Origin of the sequence: Streptomyces recifensis (assembly GCF_002154615.1) — a bacterium.
In the GTDB taxonomy this organism is placed as follows: domain Bacteria; phylum Actinomycetota; class Actinomycetes; order Streptomycetales; family Streptomycetaceae; genus Streptomyces; species Streptomyces griseoluteus.
The window spans coordinates 1-17,718 of sequence record NZ_MUNH01000067.1 but is presented as its reverse complement, the minus strand read 5'-3'; the positions used below and the strand labels follow the sequence as shown (position 1 = coordinate 17,718).

Annotated in this window: 21 protein-coding genes and 1 pseudogene; 16 read left to right on the top strand and 6 right to left on the bottom strand. The window is 74.0% G+C overall.

Translation table 11 applies throughout. From position 1 onward, the window contains the following. From CCN33_RS32775 to CCN33_RS04515, 4 genes and pseudogenes are all read left to right on the top strand, one after another. A pseudogene (locus CCN33_RS32775) lies at positions 1-154 on the top strand (NYN domain-containing protein); the annotation flags it as partial. 79 nt (positions 155-233) lie between these two features. Continuing rightward, positions 234-1,247, top strand: a complete 1,014-nt coding sequence (locus CCN33_RS04525; RefSeq protein WP_086691335.1) for an ABC transporter ATP-binding protein — start codon at positions 234-236, stop codon at positions 1,245-1,247. A gap of 76 nt (positions 1,248-1,323) precedes the next feature. Next, positions 1,324-2,145 (top strand): ABC transporter permease, encoded by an 822-nt coding sequence (locus tag CCN33_RS04520; protein WP_086691333.1) that lies wholly within the window; start codon positions 1,324-1,326, stop codon positions 2,143-2,145. Positions 2,146-2,179: 34 nt separating this feature from the next. Next, positions 2,180-2,857: an AAA family ATPase gene (locus CCN33_RS04515; RefSeq protein ID WP_086691331.1), complete on the top strand. Its 678-nt coding sequence runs from the start codon at positions 2,180-2,182 to the stop codon at positions 2,855-2,857. Between the two features lie 4 nt (positions 2,858-2,861). On the opposite strand, the gene ybaK is transcribed toward CCN33_RS04515, so the two are convergent. The 4 genes from ybaK to CCN33_RS04495 all read right to left on the bottom strand — a co-directional run bounded on the left by ybaK (position 2,862) and on the right by CCN33_RS04495 (position 6,985). Then, a complete protein-coding gene (gene ybaK, locus CCN33_RS04510; RefSeq protein WP_086691329.1) occupies positions 2,862-3,362 on the bottom strand; it encodes a Cys-tRNA(Pro) deacylase in 501 nt (166 codons plus the stop codon). 24 nt (positions 3,363-3,386) lie between these two features. Then, on the bottom strand, positions 3,387-4,127 hold the full coding sequence (locus CCN33_RS04505; RefSeq protein WP_086691327.1) for an LON peptidase substrate-binding domain-containing protein: 741 nt from the start codon (positions 4,125-4,127) through the stop codon (positions 3,387-3,389). Positions 4,128-4,228: 101 nt separating this feature from the next. Continuing rightward, complete coding sequence (locus CCN33_RS04500; protein WP_208621655.1) at positions 4,229-5,245, bottom strand: hypothetical protein; 1,017 nt, start codon at positions 5,243-5,245, stop codon at positions 4,229-4,231. 156 nt (positions 5,246-5,401) lie between these two features. After that, on the bottom strand, positions 5,402-6,985 hold the full coding sequence (locus CCN33_RS04495) for an oxidoreductase (RefSeq protein WP_400902344.1): 1,584 nt from the start codon (positions 6,983-6,985) through the stop codon (positions 5,402-5,404). A gap of 232 nt (positions 6,986-7,217) precedes the next feature. On the opposite strand from CCN33_RS04495, the gene hisD reads away from it, so the two are divergent. From hisD to CCN33_RS04455, 9 genes are read left to right on the top strand one after another with little or no spacing between them, the layout of a single operon-like run. Continuing rightward, positions 7,218-8,543 carry a histidinol dehydrogenase gene (hisD, locus tag CCN33_RS04490; RefSeq protein ID WP_086691325.1) on the top strand — a complete coding sequence of 442 codons (1,326 nt, stop codon included), beginning with the start codon at positions 7,218-7,220 and terminating at the stop codon, positions 8,541-8,543. Further along, complete coding sequence (locus tag CCN33_RS04485) at positions 8,540-9,646, top strand: histidinol-phosphate transaminase (protein ID WP_086691323.1); 1,107 nt, start codon at positions 8,540-8,542, stop codon at positions 9,644-9,646. The genes hisD and CCN33_RS04485 overlap by 4 nt, the downstream gene beginning before the upstream one ends. Beyond that, positions 9,643-10,236, top strand: a complete 594-nt coding sequence (gene hisB / locus CCN33_RS04480) for an imidazoleglycerol-phosphate dehydratase HisB (protein WP_026248532.1) — start codon at positions 9,643-9,645, stop codon at positions 10,234-10,236. Before CCN33_RS04485 ends, hisB begins: the two co-directional genes overlap by 4 nt. Before the next feature lie 4 nt (positions 10,237-10,240). Further along, positions 10,241-10,405: a hypothetical protein gene (locus CCN33_RS31835; protein WP_030810044.1), complete on the top strand. Its 165-nt coding sequence runs from the start codon at positions 10,241-10,243 to the stop codon at positions 10,403-10,405. After that, positions 10,396-11,043, top strand: coding sequence for an imidazole glycerol phosphate synthase subunit HisH (gene hisH / locus CCN33_RS04475; RefSeq protein ID WP_086691321.1), 648 nt, complete (start codon positions 10,396-10,398; stop codon positions 11,041-11,043). The genes CCN33_RS31835 and hisH overlap by 10 nt, the downstream gene beginning before the upstream one ends. A gap of 4 nt (positions 11,044-11,047) precedes the next feature. Beyond that, on the top strand, positions 11,048-11,773 hold the full coding sequence (gene priA, locus CCN33_RS04470; RefSeq protein WP_086691319.1) for a bifunctional 1-(5-phosphoribosyl)-5-((5-phosphoribosylamino)methylideneamino)imidazole-4-carboxamide isomerase/phosphoribosylanthranilate isomerase PriA: 726 nt from the start codon (positions 11,048-11,050) through the stop codon (positions 11,771-11,773). Continuing rightward, positions 11,770-12,165, top strand: a complete 396-nt coding sequence (locus tag CCN33_RS04465) for a RidA family protein (RefSeq protein WP_086691317.1) — start codon at positions 11,770-11,772, stop codon at positions 12,163-12,165. The genes priA and CCN33_RS04465 overlap by 4 nt, the downstream gene beginning before the upstream one ends. Continuing rightward, positions 12,162-12,920: an imidazole glycerol phosphate synthase subunit HisF gene (gene hisF / locus CCN33_RS04460; protein WP_086691315.1), complete on the top strand. Its 759-nt coding sequence runs from the start codon at positions 12,162-12,164 to the stop codon at positions 12,918-12,920. Before CCN33_RS04465 ends, hisF begins: the two co-directional genes overlap by 4 nt. Positions 12,921-12,945: 25 nt before the next feature. Continuing rightward, on the top strand, positions 12,946-14,181 hold the full coding sequence (locus CCN33_RS04455; protein ID WP_244173647.1) for an MFS transporter: 1,236 nt from the start codon (positions 12,946-12,948) through the stop codon (positions 14,179-14,181). A gap of 4 nt (positions 14,182-14,185) precedes the next feature. Here CCN33_RS04455 and CCN33_RS04450 read toward each other — a convergent pair whose 3' ends face one another. Both CCN33_RS04450 and CCN33_RS04445 read right to left on the bottom strand, forming a co-directional pair. Continuing rightward, positions 14,186-14,584: a VOC family protein gene (locus CCN33_RS04450; protein ID WP_086691313.1), complete on the bottom strand. Its 399-nt coding sequence runs from the start codon at positions 14,582-14,584 to the stop codon at positions 14,186-14,188. A 36-nt stretch (positions 14,585-14,620) separates the two neighbouring features. Beyond that, positions 14,621-15,256 carry a TIGR03085 family metal-binding protein gene (locus CCN33_RS04445; RefSeq protein WP_086691311.1) on the bottom strand — a complete coding sequence of 212 codons (636 nt, stop codon included), beginning with the start codon at positions 15,254-15,256 and terminating at the stop codon, positions 14,621-14,623. An 82-nt stretch (positions 15,257-15,338) separates the two neighbouring features. On the opposite strand from CCN33_RS04445, the gene hisI reads away from it, so the two are divergent. The 3 genes from hisI to CCN33_RS04430 all read left to right on the top strand — a co-directional run. Continuing rightward, positions 15,339-15,719 (top strand): phosphoribosyl-AMP cyclohydrolase, encoded by a 381-nt coding sequence (gene hisI, locus CCN33_RS04440; protein ID WP_086691339.1) that lies wholly within the window; start codon positions 15,339-15,341, stop codon positions 15,717-15,719. 5 nt (positions 15,720-15,724) lie between these two features. Continuing rightward, a complete protein-coding gene (locus CCN33_RS04435; RefSeq protein ID WP_086691337.1) occupies positions 15,725-17,206 on the top strand; it encodes an anthranilate synthase component I in 1,482 nt (493 codons plus the stop codon). Positions 17,207-17,255: 49 nt separating this feature from the next. Next, positions 17,256-17,718 (top strand): TIGR02234 family membrane protein (locus CCN33_RS04430; RefSeq protein WP_086691309.1); only part of this gene is annotated, 463 nt, incomplete at its 3' end.

Here is a 17,718-nt window from a genome sequence, read left to right as displayed (position 1 = left end):
CGACGGCGAGCTGCTGCGCTACGCGGCCCGCTTCGGTCTGCTCGCCCACAAGGACGACCAGATCGACGAGCACGACCGTTACGCCATCCGGGCGGGGTTCTGGCGGGAGTTCGACGTCCCGGCCGCGGCGGAGAACGCCACCGCCGGGGAGTGAACGCGCCCTGACCGGCGGATGCCGAGATGAGGTGCCCCAAAGGCGAGTAAAGGGGCCGCACCGCGTAGTCTCGTCCCTCGTGACCACGCGCGCGGGAGAGCCACTCAGGTACGACGACGTCGTACGCGTGCGCGCGCTCAGCAAGACCTATCCCCCCGTCAAGGGGCGGCGCGGAGCCGCCGGGGCGCCCGAGGTGCGGGCCACCGACCAGGTCACCCTGGACGTGCGGCACGGCGAGATCTTCGGGCTGCTCGGCCCGAACGGCGCGGGCAAGTCCACCCTGGTCCGCCAGCTCACGGGGCTGCTGCGCCCCGACTCCGGCAGCGTCGAGATCCTCGGCCACGACATCGTGCGCCACCCCGAGCGGGCCGCCCGCATCCTCGCCTACCTGGGCCAGGAGTCCTCCGCGCTGGACGAGCTGACCGTGGCCCTCGCCGCCGAGACCACCGGCCGGCTGCGCGGCCTGGAGGCACGCGCCGCCCGCGCAGAACGCGACGCCGTACTGGACGAACTGGGCCTCGCCCCGCTCGCCGGACGCCCGCTGAAGAAGCTGTCCGGCGGCCAGCGGCGGCTGGCCTGCCTGGCCGCCGCCCTCGTGGGCGCCCGCCCCCTGCTGGTGCTGGACGAGCCGACCACCGGCATGGACCCGGTGGCCCGGCGCGCCGTCTGGGCCGCCGTCGACCGGCGCCGGGCCGAGCAGGGCGCGACCGTGCTGCTGGTCACCCACAACGTCATCGAGGCCGAGACCGTCCTCGACCGGGTCGCCGTGCTCGACGAGGGCCGGGTGATCGCCTGCGACACTCCGGCCGGGCTCAAGGAGCGGGTCTCCGGAGAGGTGCGGGTCGAGCTGGTCTGGCGGGAGCGGGCGCCGCTGGAGGTGCCCGAGGTCGCCGACTTGCGCGAGCGGGCCGTGGAGGCCGGGCGCCGCTGGACGCTCCGGCTCGCCCCCGAGGAGGCGCGAGCCGCGGTCGCCACCGTCACCGGCGGGGCCGCCTTCGCCGCGCTGGACGACTTCACCCTCGCCACGCCGAGCCTGGAGGACGTCTACCTCGCCCTCGGCGGGGCCGCCCGGCAGGGGCTGGTGAAGGCGTGAGCGCGGTCCTGATCGCATCCGTATGGTCCCTCGGGGACGTCTGTCCGGCCGCCGTCGGGAAGAGGAGCAGCGCGTCGTGAGTGTCGTACCCGCCGAGGTCCTGCCGGGCACCGCGACGAGCGGGCCGGGGCAGGCGCGGCGCGCGGCCGAGCTGGGCCCGCCCGTGCGGCTGTGGCCGTCGCTCGCCGCCGTCTACCGGGCCCAGCTGTCGCGGGCCCGGGTGGCGCGCATCCCGCTGCTGTTCGTGGCGACCTTCCAGTCGGTCGGCATCGCCGTGATGATGCGGGGCGTCGTGGACAGCGGGCCCGAGGCGCAGGCCGTGGTCGCCGGGTCCTCGGTGCTGGTCGTCGCCTACGTGGCGCTGAACCTGCTCTCGCAGTACTTCGGCCAGTTGCGGGCCAGCGGCGGGCTCGACCACTACGCCACGCTGCCGGTGCCGCCGGCCGCCGTGGTACTGGGCGCGGCGGCCGCGTACGCCTCCTTCACCGTGCCGGGGACGCTGGTCACCGCGGTCGTGGGCTGCGCGCTGTTCGGGCTGCCGCTGTCCAACCTCTGGGTGCTGCTGGCGGTGATCCCGCTGGCCGGGGCCGCGCTGTCCGGGCTCGGCGCCGCGTTCGGGCTGCTCGCCCCGCGCCCCGAACTCGCCACGCTGCTCGGCCAGCTCGGCATGTCGGCGGCGCTGCTGCTCGGCGTGCTGCCCGCCGACCGGATGCCCGGCGTCGTGCGCTTCGCCCGCGACCTGCTGCCCTCGACCTACGGGGTGGAGGCGTACGCGCGCACCTTCGGCCCGGACCCCGACTGGGCGGTGGTCCTCGCTGACCTGGGCGTGTGCGCGGGCGTCGGAGTGATCTCGCTGGCCGTGGCGACCCGGGCGTACCGCAGGGCCGCCGTCCGGTGACGCGGCGCGCGACGCGACCTGGCACGATGTCAGGGTGACCGCACCGCTGACTCCGCCACCGCCGCCGCACGACGACTTCGCGCATCAGCACGGAGGGGGCCCCTCGGGCGGGACACCGGTCGCGGACCCGTACGGACAGGACGGCCCCGGTATGAAGACCGAAGTACGCGAAGCCGTCGTCGTGGCCGTGGCGGTGGCCCTCTCCGGGGTGCTGCTGGGGCTGCTGTGGTGGTGGCTGGCCCCGCACGTACCGCTCGTCGGTGAGGAGACCGACCGGAGCTGGGTGGTCTACCTCAAGGACACCGAGGGCGAGCAGGCGGCCGGGGTGGACGGCACCTTCGCCCTGCTGGGCCTGGCGTTCGGCCTGATCAGCGCGGTCCTGGTGTTCCTGCTGCGGCGGCGCGGGGGTGTGCCGCTGGTGGTGGGCCTCGGTGTCGGCGGGCTGCTCGCCTCGCTGCTGGCCTGGCGGCTCGGGGTCTGGCTGGGCCCGACCTCGGACGTCATCGCGCACGCCAGGGCGGCCGGCGCCGGCGTCACCTTCCCGGCCCCGCTCCGGCTCGGCGCCAAGGGCGCCCTGCTGGCCTGGCCGCTGGGCGCGCTCCTGGTCCACCTGGGCCTGACGGCCCTCTTCGGCCCCCGCGACCCCGACCCGTACGAACGGGGACCCTACGACCACGAGCCGCAGGGCCCGTACGGGACGCCGTCCGCGTAGGCGGTCAGCCGCGGCCGATGGGCGCCAGCACGGCCTTCGTCAGGGCGGCCAGGTCGGCCGGGGCGAGTTCGACCTCCAGGCCGCGCCGGCCCGCCGAGACGCAGATCGTGGGGTGGGCCCCGGCCGACTCGTCCAGCACGGTGGGGAGCTTCTTGCGCTGGCCCAGCGGCGAGATGCCGCCGCGTACGTAGCCGGTGGTGCGCTCGGCGAGCGCCGGGTCGGCCATCGCCGCCCGCTTGCCGCCGACGGCCGCCGCCAGCGCCTTGAGGTCCAGCGTGCCCGAGACCGGGACCACGGCGACCGTCAGCGCGCCGTCCACGTCGGCCACCAGCGTCTTGAAGACCCGGTCGGGGGAGACGCCCATCGCCTCGGCGGCCTCCTCGCCGTAGGAGGGGTGGGCCGGGTCGTGCTCGTAGGAGTGGACCCTGTGGTCCACGCCCGCCGCGGTGAGGGCCACCGTGGCGGGCGTGCCGCCCGCCTGCTGCTTCTTGGACTTCTTCGCCATCGCGGGTGCCGGCCCTCTGTTCCGTCAGTTCAGACTGGTGCGCGCCCGCGTCAGCTCGAACGCGGGCAGTGACGGCAGACTACGGATGATCGCCGTCTCCGCGCGAAGCAGTTTCAGCTCGTCCCGCAGCCGGGACGCGGTGTCCGGTGCCTGGAGGAGCCGCTGCTTGGTCGGGGTGTCCAGCACCATCGCGGCCGCCACCAGGTAGGAGATCACACCGGGGTCGTCCGGCAGGTCGGAGTCGGCGGAGATGGAGCGCTCATGGGCGCCCGCCAGCCGCTTCTGGTACTGCTGGAAGGAGCGCAGCACCCCCTCGGCGAGCGCGCCCGCCTCGTCGCCGGGCTCCTCGGGCAGCTCCTCCACCTCGGCGGTGAGGAACGCCCCCGAGTCGTCGACCGAGAGCAGCCGGACGCGGGTGGTGCCGGTGCACAGCACCTCGAAGGTGCCGTCCGGACGCTCCCGGATGGTCGCGGCGTCCGCCACACAGGCCACCCGGTGCAGCGCCTTGAGCGGGTCGGGGCCGAAGCCGGCCGCCGGGCCCTCCTCGGTGTCGGCGTCGGGGTCGGGCAGCCCCGTGGCGCTCGGCGCCAGCTGGTGGCCGTCGCGGATCGCCACGACGACGAACCGGCGCGGCTCGTCCTCCGGGGTCTTCAGCAGCTCGCGCATGATGGCGCGATACCGCTCCTCGAAGACGGACAGCGGCAGTACGAGTCCCGGGAACAGCGCCGTGTTCAGCGGGAAGAGGGGCAGGCGGGCGGTGGTCACGACGCCCCAGCCTAATGGTCCGGCGCGCGGGAGCGCCCGCGGCGCCAGCGGCAGTCTCACCGATCCCGGCCCGGCCGGCCCCCCGCCGGCCCCCGTCGGGCTCAGACGTGGGCGCGCGGCGGGGCCGGAAGCAGGGCGGCCAGGGCGGCGGGCGGCGCGTCGGTCAGCAGGGCGTCGCGCAGCCGCAGGAAGTGCCCGAGCGGGTCCTCGGACACCCGGCTCCAGGGGTACGAGGTGGCGTACGGGCCGATCAGCGCGAGCTGGGTGCGGGCCTCCTCCCAGCGCTCCAGCCGCAGCAGGACGTAGAGCAGCTTGTTGCGGACCTGGGCGAGGCGGGGGTCGGCGGCCGGGAAACGGGCGGAGAGTGCCGCCGCGCGGTCGGCGGCCGCGAGCAGCCTCTCGCGGGGCACCTCGGGGCCGCAGGCGTCGGTGAGGTAGCCGAAGGCGGCCCGCAGCGGGAGCGCCTGCACCAGCGAGCCGGGCGGGGCGTCCTGGGCGGCCGGTTCGGCGAAGTCGAAGCACTCGCGGTGCGAGCCGTGCCAGAAGGTGGCCAGATAGCGCAGCGCCGCCACATGGCAGCCGTAGTGGTGCGGGGAGCGGCGTACGGCCGCCTCCCACAGCTCCTCGAAGTAACGGTGGCCCGCGCGGGAGCCGCGCGCGTGGTCCAGCGCGATCCGCCAGGGCACCGGGTCGCGGTCGTCGGCCCGGGCGGCGGCCGTGATCAGCGGGCTGGCCTCGCGCAGCAGCTCGGCGCGGCCCGGCGAGGGCCAGGCGCGGTCCACGGCCAGCTGGGCGCCCACGAGCAGCACGCCGGGGTCGCCGGGGTCGGCCGCCCGCCAGGCCTCGAACCACTCGGGGCGGGAGCGGGCGAAGGCGGCGAGCCGGGTGGCGTAGACGTCGCGCTCCTCCCACTGGGCCCCCGCGCGGGTGGCCGCGAGCAGGGCGGCGGCGACCGTGAACTCGCCCTGCCCGGCCGCGACCAGGGCGGGGGAGAGGCGGTCGTCGGGCGCGTCGAGGATGACGTCGTCGGCCGGTGCGGGGGAGTCCGGGCGCGAGGCGCGTCGTGTCTTCCGGGTGGGGCGGAGGAACGCCGGCAGCAGAACCATGGTGCCGACCATTGAAAGTCCGCAGGTCGGGCCCGCGCCAGAGGGTTGCGGCAAGTTGCGGAAGGTTGTGCCGCCGAGGGTCAAGGAACCGCAAAAAGGTGGCTTTTCCACTATTGTCAGGCCCCTGCCACCAAAAAGCCGCCACGGACCCCACGCGATCCCTTGGCCTCAGCTCCGCCGCAGCAGCCGGGTCGCCCCCGCCGCCACCGCCGTCGCCAGCACCCAGCCCAGCATGATCAGCGCCGCCGCCAGCCACGGCCACGCACCGCGCAACCGCCACTGGTCGAGCTGGCCCAGGTCGATCACCGGCAGCAGCAGGTCCAGCGTGAGCAGCGCCGGGCTCCACGCCGGATGGTCCTCGGAGTGCGCCGGGGGCGGGTCGGCGTGCGCGAAGGCCAGCGTGCCCGCCGCCCACAGCACCGCGAGCCACAGCGCCGCCCGGCCCGGCCGGTACCCGTAGGCGACCGTCCAGTCCTGGGCGTACCCCCACAGCTTGGCCGCGAGCGGCAGGGTCTCGCGGCGCCGGCGGTGCTTGGCGAGCAGCACGTCGCGGGCGTCCTCGTCCTCCCCGGCCGCCCGCAGCACGGCCGCCAGCCGCTCGTACGGCTCCGGGTGGTACTCGGCGGTCGCCGCCGCCACCCAGTCCAGCCGGTGGGTCAGTGGGAAGGGGCCGCGCGGTACGAGGTTCTCGTACGTGAAGCCCCGCATCTGGAGGTTCCCCGGCTCCGGCCAGCTGCCCACGTTGTCCACCAGGCTGACGATCCGGGCGCCCGACAGCACCACCCGGCCCGACGGCGGCCGGTCCCCGAGGAAGCGCAGCTCGGGCGTCTGCACCCGGCGCAGCGACAGCTCCTGGTCGTCGGTGAGCACGAACCGCGCCCCCTCCAGGTCCACCGCGTCCCCGAACCGCCCGTCGTCCAGCCGCATCCCGCCCCGGCACTCGAAGCGCTGCACCCGCGTCCCGCGCGCCGGTGTCGTCCCGCTCAGCAGCGGGCTGCCCACCGCGGCCGGGGTCAGGTACAGGGTCCGCTCCACGGTGAGCTGCGGCGCGTTCAGCGCCAGCCGGGCGTACGGGTTGGACAGCCGGGCCCCGCGCAGGCTCAGCGACACGCCGACCTGGGCGCCGCGCAGCCGCAGCTCGCCGTACGACTCCAGCATCTCCGCCTGGAGGTCCTGGCCCACCGTCATGCCGTCGGCCGCGATGGACCGCCCGCCCCGGTCCCGGTGCGCCACCGCCTGGTTGAGCATCAGGTCGGTGCCTATCCGGGCGTCGGTCAGCCGGATGCCGGTACGGAAGCGGCAGCGCGCCAGATGCAGGTCGCCCTCGGTGCGCACCCGCGCCGCCTCCAGGCGGGGCACCGCGCAGTCCACCAGGCGCACGGTGGTGAAATGCGCCTCCGGCACCCGGACCTCGTCGTCGAACCGGCAGCACCGCAGCTCCACGTACGGCGTGACGGTGCCGCCCGCCAGGTCCACCGTGCCGGTGATCCGCACCCCGGTCAGCTTCAGCGAGGAGACGCGGCCGGCGAGCGCGGGCGGTCCGTCCAGCAGCAGCCAGCAGACCACTCGCGCCCGCACACTGCGCTCCGGGCCCCAGGGGACGCCGCCGTGCGGGTCGTCCACGCCGGGGTCGCCGCTGCTCAGGTCGTACACGCTGCCGTTGCGGAACGCCTGCCACATGCCCGCCTCGGCCGGGGTCAGATCGTCCGGCAGCTCCTGGGCGCCCGGACCCGCCGCCAGTGCCTCGGTCACCGCGGCTCCTCTCCCGCGAGCCGGCCACGGGCGTCACCGCCCGGCCCGCCGCCCACGTCCGTCCCACACGTCGTTCCCCGGCTCATGCCCGTGGAGTGACGGGTTCGACACACAAAGTGAGGGTGAATTCGCGGGTTCCGGCCACGCTCTGTGCCACCGGTTGTCCCACGTTCTGTATCAGCCATTGATACGCGCGGACGGGGCCCGGCGCCGGTCTGAGAGAATTGGGACTGTGATCTCCCGAATCGATCTGCGCGGCGACGCCCTCCCCGAGGGCCCCGCCCTGCGCGACCTGCTGCCCCGAGCCGACTTCGACGTCTCGGCCGCCCTGGAGAAGGTGCGTCCGATCTGCGAGGCCGTGCATCATCGTGGCGACGCGGCACTGATCGACTTCGCGGAGAAGTTCGACGGAGTACGGCTGGAATCCGTCCGGGTCCCGGCCGAGGCGCTCACCGACGCGCTCGCCGCCCTCGACCCGGCCGTGCGCGCCGCCCTGGAGGAGTCCATCCGCCGGGCCCGCCTGGTCCACCGCGCCCAGCGCCGCACCACCCACACCACCCAGGTCGTCCCCGGCGGCACCGTCACCGAGAAGTGGGTCCCCGTCGACCGGGTCGGGCTGTACGCGCCCGGCGGCCGCTCGGTCTACCCCTCGTCCGTGATCATGAACGTGGTGCCCGCGCAGGAGGCCGGCGTCGGCTCCGTCGCGCTCGCCTCCCCGCCGCAGGCGGAGTTCGGTGGCCTGCCGCACCCGACCATCCTCGCCGCCTGCGCCCTGCTCGGGGTGGACGAGGTCTACGCGGCCGGCGGCGCCACCGCCGTGGCGATGTTCGCCTACGGCACGGAGTCCTGCCCGCCCGCCAACATGGTCACCGGCCCCGGCAACATCTGGGTCGCCGCCGCCAAGCGTTTCTTCACCGGCAAGATCGGCATCGACGCGGAGGCCGGCCCCACCGAGATCGCGGTCCTCGCCGACGACACCGCCGACCCGGTGCACGTCGCCTCCGACCTGATCAGCCAGGCCGAGCACGACCCGCTGGCCGCCGCCGTCCTCGTCACCGACTCGACCGCCCTGGCCGACGCCGTCGAGGCGGAGCTGAAGACGCAGGTCGCCGCGACCAAGCACATCGACGACCGGATCGTGCCCGCGCTGAACGGTCAGCAGTCCGCGATCGTCCTCGTGGACGGAGTCGAGGAGGGCCTGCGGGTGGTCGACGCGTACGGCGCCGAGCACCTGGAGATCCAGACCCGCGACGCCGCCGCCGTCGCCGACCGGGTGCGCAACGCGGGCGCCGTCTTCATCGGCCCCTGGGCGCCGGTCTCCCTCGGGGACTACGCGGCCGGGTCCAACCACGTGCTGCCCACCGGCGGCTGCGCCTGCCACTCCTCGGGCCTGTCCGTGCAGTCCTTCCTGCGCGGCATCCACATCGTCGACTACACGCAGGACGCCCTCGCCGAGGTCGCCCACCACGTGGTGACCCTCGCGGAGGCCGAGGACCTGCCCGCGCACGGCGCGGCCGTCAAGGCCCGCTTCGGCTGGAAGGTACCGGGGACCAAGTGACCGGCATCGACGAACTCCCCGTACGGGACGAGCTGCGCGGCAAGTCCCCCTACGGCGCGCCCCAGTTGGACGTCCCCGTCCGGCTGAACACCAACGAGAACCCCTACCCTCTGCCCGAGCCGCTGGTGGAGCGGATCGCGGAGCGGGTGCGCGATGCGGCCCGGAACCTGAACCGCTACCCCGACCGGGACGCGGTCCAGCTCCGCACCGAACTCGCCAAGTACCTCACCACGAGCGGCCACCACCCCCTCGACGCCCGGAACGTCTGGGCGGCCAACGGCTCCAACGAGGTCATCCAGCAGCTCCTGCAGACCTTCGGCGGACCCGGCCGCACCGCGCTCGGCTTCGAACCCTCGTACTCGATGCACGCGCTGATCGCGCGCGGCACCGGCACCGGCTGGATCTCCGGACCGCGCGGCGCGGACTTCACCATCGACCTGGCCGCCGCCGAGCGTGCCATCGCCGAGCACAGGCCCGACGTCGTCTTCATCACCACTCCCAACAACCCCACCGGCAACGCCGTCCCGCCGGAGACCGTCCTCGCCCTGTACGAGGCCGCGCAGGCGGCGAAGCCGTCCATGGTGGTGGTGGACGAGGCGTACATCGAGTTCAGCCACGGCGACTCGCTGCTGCCGCTCCTCGAGGGCCGCCCGCACCTGGTGGTCTCGCGGACCATGTCCAAGGCGTTCGGCGCCGCCGGACTGCGCCTCGGCTACCTGGCCGCCGACCCCGCCGTGGTGGACGCCGTCCAGCTGGTCCGGCTGCCCTACCACCTGAGCGCCGTCACCCAGGCGACCGCGCTGGCCGCGCTGGAGCACACCGACACGCTGCTCGGCTACGTCGAGCAGCTCAAGGCCGAGCGGGACAGGCTCGTCGCCGAACTGCGGGCCATCGGCTACGACGTCACCGAGTCCGACGCCAACTTCGTGCAGTTCGGCCGCTTCGAGGACACCCACGGCGCGTGGCGGCGCATCCTCGACAAGGGGGTGCTGGTCCGGGACAACGGCGTGCCCGGATGGCTCCGGGTGACCGCCGGAACCCCCGAAGAGAACGACGCGTTCCTCGACGCGGTACGGGACTTGAAGAAGGAGCTTGACGCATGAGCCGCACAGGACGCGTGCAGCGCACCACCAAGGAGACCTCGGTCCTCGTCGAGATCGACCTCGACGGCACCGGCAAGACCGACATCGCCACCGGCGTCGGCTTCTACGACCACATGCTCGACCAGCTCGGCCGGCACGGCCTGTTCGACCTCACCGTGAAGACCGACGGCGACCTGCACATCGACACCCACCACACCATCGAGGACACCGCGCTCGCGCTCGGCGCCGCCTTCAAGCAGGCGCTCGGCGACAAGGTGGGCATCTACCGCTTCGGCAACTGCACGGTCCCGCTGGACGAGTCCCTCGCCCAGGTCACCGTCGACCTCTCCGGCCGCCCCTACCTCGTGCACACCGAGCCCGAGAAGATGGCGCCGATGATCGGCGAGTACGACACCACGATGACCCGGCACATCCTGGAGTCCTTCGTCGCCCAGGCCCAGATCGCGCTGCACGTGCACGTGCCCTACGGGCGCAACGCGCACCACATCGTGGAGTGCCAGTTCAAGGCCCTCGCCCGCGCGCTGCGCTACGCCAGTGAGCGCGACCCGCGCGCGGCCGGCATCCTCCCCTCCACGAAGGGCGCGCTGTAACCCCATGACCGGACTGTCCACCATCCTGATCGTCGTCGGCCTCTTCCTGGTCGGCGGCATCATCTCCTTCGTCAAGCAGAAGATGCCCACCAGCCTGATCGTGCTGGTCTCCATCGGCGCGGCCATGTGCCTGGTCGCGGGCGTCATGCGGCTGGGGGTGTGGAGTTGAGCGACGTGAAGAAGGTCGTGGTCTTCGACTACGGCTTCGGCAACGTCCGTTCCGCCGAGCGCGCGCTGGCCCGCGTGGGCGCCGAGGTGGAGATCACCCGCGACTTCGACAAGGCGATGAACGCCGACGGCCTGCTGGTGCCCGGCGTCGGCGCGTTCGCCGCCTGCATGACCGGCCTGCGCGAGGCCCGCGGCGACTGGGTCGTCGACCGGCGCCTGGCCGGCGGCCGCCCGGTGCTCGGCATCTGCGTCGGCATGCAGATCCTGTTCGCGCGCGGCATCGAGCACGGCGTGGAGACCGACGGCCTGGACGAGTGGCCCGGCACGGTCGGCCCGCTCAAGGCCGACGTGGTGCCGCACATGGGCTGGAACACCGTCGACGCCCCGGCCGGCTCCCGCCTCTTCGCGGGGCTGGACCCGGAGAGCCGCTTCTACTTCGTGCACTCCTACGCCGTGCAGGACTGGGACTTCGAGCAGCTCAGCGCGGCCATGACCCCGCCCGCGGTGACCTGGTCGACCTACGGCGGGCCGTTCGTGGCCGCCGTGGAGAACGGCGTGCTGTCGGCCACCCAGTTCCACCCCGAGAAGTCCGGCGACGCCGGCGCCCAGCTCCTCACCAACTGGATCGGAACCCTCTGAGACCATGGCCAAGCTCGAACTGCTCCCCGCCGTCGATGTCCGCGACGGCCAGGCCGTACGCCTCGTGCACGGCGAGTCCGGCTCCGAGACCTCCTACGGCTCCCCGCTGGAGGCGGCCCTCGCCTGGCAGCGCGCGGGCGCCGAGTGGCTGCATCTGGTCGACCTGGACGCCGCGTTCGGCACCGGGGACAACCGGGCCCTGATCGCCGAGGTCGCGGGGGCCATGGACATCAAGGTGGAGCTGTCCGGCGGCATCCGCGACGACGACACCCTCGCCGCGGCCCTCGCCACCGGCTGCACCCGCGTCAACCTCGGCACCGCCGCCCTGGAGACCCCCGAGTGGGTCGCCAAGGTCATCGCCGAGCACGGCGACAAGATCGCCGTCGGCCTCGACGTGCGCGGCACCACCCTGCGCGGCCGCGGCTGGACCCGCGACGGCGGCGACCTCTACGAGACGCTCGCCCGCCTGGACCGCGAGGGCTGCGCCCGCTACGTGGTCACCGACATCGCCAAGGACGGCACCCTCCAGGGCCCCAACCTGGAGCTGCTGAAGAACGTCTGCGAGGCCACCGACCGCCCGGTCGTCGCCTCCGGCGGCGTCTCCTCGCTGGACGACCTGCGCGCCATCGCCGACCTCGTGCCGCTCGGCGTCGAGGGCTCCATCGTCGGCAAGGCGCTGTACGCCAAGGCGTTCACCCTGGAAGAGGCTCTCGCGGCGGTGTCCCGGTGAGCGACGTACGCCGGATCGGCACCGGCGCGCCCTGGGAGGACCAGTTCGGCTACTCCCGCGCGGTGGAACTGCCGAACGGCCTGGTGCTGGTCTCCGGCTGCACCTCCATCGTGGACGGGCAGATCGCCGGGGGCGGCCCCTACGAGCAGGCCGTCAACGCCTTCGGCGTCGCGCTCGGCGCGCTGGCGCAGGTGGGCCTCGGCCGTGACGATGTGGTGCGCACCCGTATGTACATCACCCACGCCCGCGACGTGGAGGAGGTCGGACGCGCACACAAGGAGCTGTTCGACACCGTCCGGCCCGCCGCATCCATGATCATCGTCTCCGGTTTCGTGGACCCCAGCCTGGTCGTCGAGATCGAGGTGGAGGCGTTCCGAGGAGTGTCCTCATGACCCTGGCCGTACGCGTGATCCCCTGCCTGGACGTGGACAACGGCCGGGTCGTCAAGGGCGTCAACTTCCAGAACCTGCGCGACGCGGGCGACCCGGTGGAGATGGCCAAGGTCTACGACGCCGAGGGTGCCGACGAGCTGACCTTCCTGGACATCACGGCCTCCTCCGGCGACCGGGAGACCACCTACGACGTGGTGCGCCGCACCGCCGAGCAGGTCTTCATCCCGCTCACCGTCGGCGGCGGTGTCCGCACCGCCGAGGACGTCGACAAGCTGCTGCGGGCCGGCGCCGACAAGGTGGGCGTCAACACGGCCGCCATCGCGCGGCCCGACCTCATCCGCGAGATCGCCGAGCGGTTCGGCCGACAGGTGCTGGTCCTCTCGGTGGACGCGCGCCGCACCCCCTCCGGCTCCTTCGAGGTCACCACCCACGGCGGCCGCACGGGCACCGGCATCGACGCGGTCGAGTGGGCGCACCGGGCCGCCGAGCTGGGCGCGGGCGAGATCCTGCTCAACTCGATGGACGCCGACGGCACCAAGGACGGTTACGACCTGGACATGCTGGCGGCCGTCCGCAAGCACGTCTCCGTCCCGGTGATCGCCTCCGGCGGCGCGGGCGCCCTCGCGCACTTCCCGCCGGCCGTCGACGCGGGCGCGGACGCGGTACTGGCCGCCTCCGTCTTCCACTTCGGCGACCTCCGCATCGGCCAGGTCAAGCACACCCTGCGAGAAGCGGGCCACCCGGTCCGTGTCTGAACCGGGCCCCCGCACCGACACCGAGATACGCCCGGCCGCCCCGACAGGCGGCCGGGCGGCTCATCGCGACCCCAACGTCCTGCGGTGGCTGGGCGCGTACACCGCGTCCATGCTCGGGGACAACGTCTACTACATCGCGCTGTCCTGGGCCGCCGTGCGGGCCGGGAGCCCCTCGCAGGCCGGGCTCGTGATGGCGGCCAGCGCGGTGCCCAGGACCTTGCTGCTGCTGGGCGGCGGGGTGATCGCGGACCGGTTCGGGCCGCGCCGGGTGGTCGTCGGCAGCGACGCCGTGCGCTGCGCGGCCGTGCTCGCGGTCGCCGCGCTGCTGTCCGTCACCACGCCCGGCCTGTGGCCGCTCGCCGCACTGGCGCTGGTCTTCGGCACCGTCGACGCCGTCTTCATGCCGGCCGTCGGCGCGCTCCCGGCCCGGATCACCGCACCCGGTCAGCTCGCCCGCGTGCAGGGCCTGCGCGGGCTCGCCATCCGGATCGCCGGTGTCGTCGGCGCCCCGCTCGGCGGGCTCGGTGTGGCCATGGGCGGCGCGGCGACCACGTTCGGACTGGCCGGACTGCTCATCGCGCTCTCGCTGCCCCTGCTGATCACCGTCCGGATCAGGCCGCTCCCCGACGAGAAGACCGACCGAGAGGCGGGCACCGCCTGGGCGGGCCTGGTGGACGGCCTGCGTTACGTCCGCCGCCACCGCGTCCTCGGCCCGCTGATGCTCGCCATCGCCCTCGGCGACTTCGGCTTCGTCGGCCCGCTCAACGTCGGCCTCACCCTGCTCGCCGACCGGCGTGGCTGGGGCGCGGCCGGCATGGGCTGGGTGCTCGCAGGGTTCGGCGTCGGCGCGGGTGCCGTCTCCGCTCTGCTCGCGGTACGCGGCCGGGTTCCGCGCGCCGGGCTGACCGCGGCCTGCTCGATCCTCGCCGGGTCGGTCGCCATCGGCGCCCTCGCCTATGTGCCGGTGCTCCCCGCGGCGGTGGGTACGGCCCTGCTGGTCGGGCTGCTCGCCGGGCTCAGCGGCGCGATGTGCGGGGCCCTGCTCCAGACCCAGGCCGACCCCGCCTACCTGGGCCGGATCACCGCCGTCGCCAGTCTGGTCAGTCTGGGGCTCGCCCCGCTCAGCATGCCGTTCGCGGCCACCGCGATCGGCGTGTGGGGGCTCGGGCCGGTGTTCGTGGCCAGCGCGGCGGTGTGCGGGCTGGGCGGGGTCGTGGTGCTGTGCTTCCCGCACCTCAGGCGGGCCGAGCTGCCCGTCTGAGGAGTCAGCGCAGCCGCTGGGTGAGCTGGACCAGATTGCCCACCGTGTCGTCGAGCACGGCCGCCAGCACCGGCCCCTGCTCCTGCGGGGGATGGGTGAACCGGACACCGGCGGCGCGCAGCCGCTCGTACTCCACGCGCATGTCGTCCACCTCGAACACGATGGTCGGCAGCCCCGCTTCGTACAGCGCGGTGCGGTACGGCTCGGCGATGGGGCCCCCGCCGGGCTCCAGCAGCAACTGGAGGTCCGGCTGGACGCCCCCGGGCGCGCCCACCGTCACGAACAGCACGCCCTCGCCGAGGTCCAGGTGGAGCCGGGTCTCGAACCCCAGCACCTCCGTGTAGAAGGCGTGCGCCCGCGCCACGTCGTCCACGTACACCCCGGTCATGGCGACCTTGATCATGCCGGTGCCCCGCTCTCGTCAGGTGCCCGGAGCGGCTCAGAGACCGAGCCGGCGGCCGTCGTGCAGGGAGGCGATCGCGTCCGCGTCGCCCTCCAGCGCCACCTTGGCCGCGTCCTGGCGCCCGTAGGCGAACATCAGCAGCTCCGAGGGCTCACCGGTCGCCGTCACCACCGGCGTGCCCCGGTGCGCCACCACGGTACGGCCGTCCGGGCGGCGCAGCACCAGGCCGGTCGGGGCGTGCCGGCCGGTCAGACGGGCCGTGCGCTCCAGCCGCGACCACAGCAGGTCCTGGAACACCGGGTCCAGCTCGCGCGGGCTCCAGTCCGGCTGGGCGCGGCGCACGTCCTCGGCGTGGACGTAGAACTCGACGGTGTTGGCCGCCTCGTCCAGCTGCTTCAGCCGGAACGGGGAGAACTTCGGCGGGCCGGTGCGGATCAGCCGGATCAGCTCGTCGTAGGGCTTGGCCGCGTACTCCTCCATCACCCTGTCCAGCCGGGAGGCCAGGGGCTTGGCGAGCATCCCGGCCGCCGCGTCGGGGCGCCGTTCGCGCACCACCACGTGCGCGGCCAGATCACGGGTCGTCCAGCCCTCGCACAGGGTCGGTGCGTCCGGGCCGGCGGTTTCCAAGAGGTCTGCGAGCAGGAGCCGTTCACGCTTGGCGAAGGTCGACATGACTTCAGCGTACGGCCACCGCCGAGGACCACGCAGCGGACACGGAACGTGACCCCGGACGCCGCACGGCACAATGGCACCCATGACCCGTACGATCGGCAGCCCCCGTCCCAGCGGCCTCGACCCCGAGATCGCCGCCCGCCTCAAGCGCGACCCGGACGGCCTCGTCCCCGCGGTGGCCCAGCAGTACGACACCGGCGAGGTGCTGATGCTCGGCTGGATGGACGACGAGGCGCTGCACCGCACGCTGACCACCGGCCGCTGCACGTACTGGTCCCGCAGCCGCCAGGAGTACTGGGTCAAGGGCGACACCTCCGGCCACGTCCAGGTCGTCAAGTCGGTCGCGCTGGACTGCGACGCCGACACCGTGCTCGTCAAGGTCGACCAGACGGGCGCCGCCTGCCACACCGGCGACCGGACCTGCTTCGACGCCGACGTGCTGCTCAAGGGGGAGGACCGGTGAACGCCATGGACCTCGACACCTTCCGCAAGCTCGCCGCCGACCGGCGGGTCGTCCCGGTCACCCGCAAGCTCCTCGCCGACGGAGACACCCCCGTCGCCCTCTACCGCAAGCTCGCCGCCGAACGCCCCGGCACCTTCCTGCTGGAGTCCGCCGAGAACGGCCGCTCCTGGTCCCGGTACTCCTTCGTCGGCGTCCGCTCGGCGGGCACCCTGACCACGCGCGACGGCGAGGCCCACTGGCTCGGCACCCCGCCGGTCGGCGTCCCCACCGACGGCGACCCGCTCGCCGCGCTGCGCGCCACCCTCCAGGCCCTGCACACCCCGCACCAGGAGGGCCTGCCGCCCTTCACCGGCGGCATGGTCGGCTACCTCGGCTACGACATCGTCCGCCGCCTGGAGAAGATCGGCCCGGGCGAGCGCGACGACCTGCACCTGCCCGAGCTGACCATGCTCCTGACCAGCGATCTCGCGGTGATGGACCACTGGGAGGGCTCGGTCCTGCTGATCGCCAACGCGATCAACCACAACGACCTCGACACCGGCGTGGACGAGGCGTACGCCGACGCGGTCGCCCGGCTCGACGCCATGGAGGCCGACCTGGCCCGCCCGGTCGCCCAGCCCCCGGCCGTGCTGCCGCCCTCCGAGCTGCCCGAGTACACCGCCCTGTGGGGCGGCCCCGACTTCCGGGCGGCCGTGGACGACGTCAAGGAGCGCATCCGCGCGGGCGAGGCGTTCCAGGTCGTCCCCTCCCAGCGCTTCGAGACGCCGTGCACCGCGAGCGCGCTGGACGTGTACCGGGTGCTGCGGGCCACCAACCCGTCCCCGTACATGTACCTGTTCCGGTTCGACGGGTTCGACGTGGTCGGTTCCTCGCCCGAGGCGCTGGTCAAGGTCGAGGACGGCCGCGCCATGGTGCACCCCATCGCGGGCACCCGGCACCGGGGCGCCACCCCGCAGGAGGACCAGGCGCTCGCCGACGAGCTGATGGCCGACCCCAAGGAGCGCGCCGAGCACCTGATGCTGGTCGACCTCGGCCGCAACGACCTCGGCCGGGTCTGCGAACCCGGCTCGGTGGAGGTCGTCGACTTCATGTCGATCGAGCGCTACTCGCACGTGATGCACATCGTGTCCACCGTCACCGGCGAGGTCGCCGGTGACCGGACCGCCTTCGACGTGCTCACCGCCTGCTTCCCGGCCGGCACCCTCTCCGGCGCCCCCAAGCCCCGCGCGATGCAGATCATCGACGAACTCGAACCCTCCCGGCGCGGCCTGTACGGCGGCTGCGTCGGCTACCTCGACTTCGCGGGCGACTCCGACACCGCCATCGCCATCCGCACCGCCCTGCTGCGCGACGGCACGGCATACGTGCAGGCCGGAGCCGGGATCGTCGCGGACTCCGACCCGGTCGCGGAGGACCAGGAGTGCCGCAACAAGGCGGCGGCCGTGCTGCGCGCCGTGCACACCGCCAACCGCCTGGGCACGGTGTGACCCACTCGCGGGAACCCCGGATGACGCTTCGTCCGGGGTTCAGGCGATAGTGGAGTACGTGACTGCCGTACCGCACCCCCGTTCCGAAGCCGCCGCGCCCCCCCGCTCCGGCCGGCGCAGCCTCGCCGCCGCCCTGCTGTTCGGCGCGCTCGGCGCGGCCGTGGCGCTGCTGTCGACCCGGCAGCGCTGGGCCGAGGGGACCGCGACCGTGGCCGGCGGCAACTTCCCGCTGACCGCCACGGGCAGCGACGTCACCGGCGTCCCCGCCGCTCTCGCCGTCGTGGGCCTCGCCGCGCTGGTCGCCGTGTTCGCGGTGCGGCGGACGGGCCGGTTCGCCGTCGCCGCGCTGCTCACGCTCTCCGGCGCGGGCATCGTCGCCGCCGCGCTCGCCGGGGTCGCGGACGGCTCGGCGCTGGACGAGAAGGCGGCCGCCACCACCGGCGACACCTCGGCCACCGTCCAGGCCCTCAGCCACACCGCCTGGCCCTACGCCGCCGCCGCCGGAGGCGTGC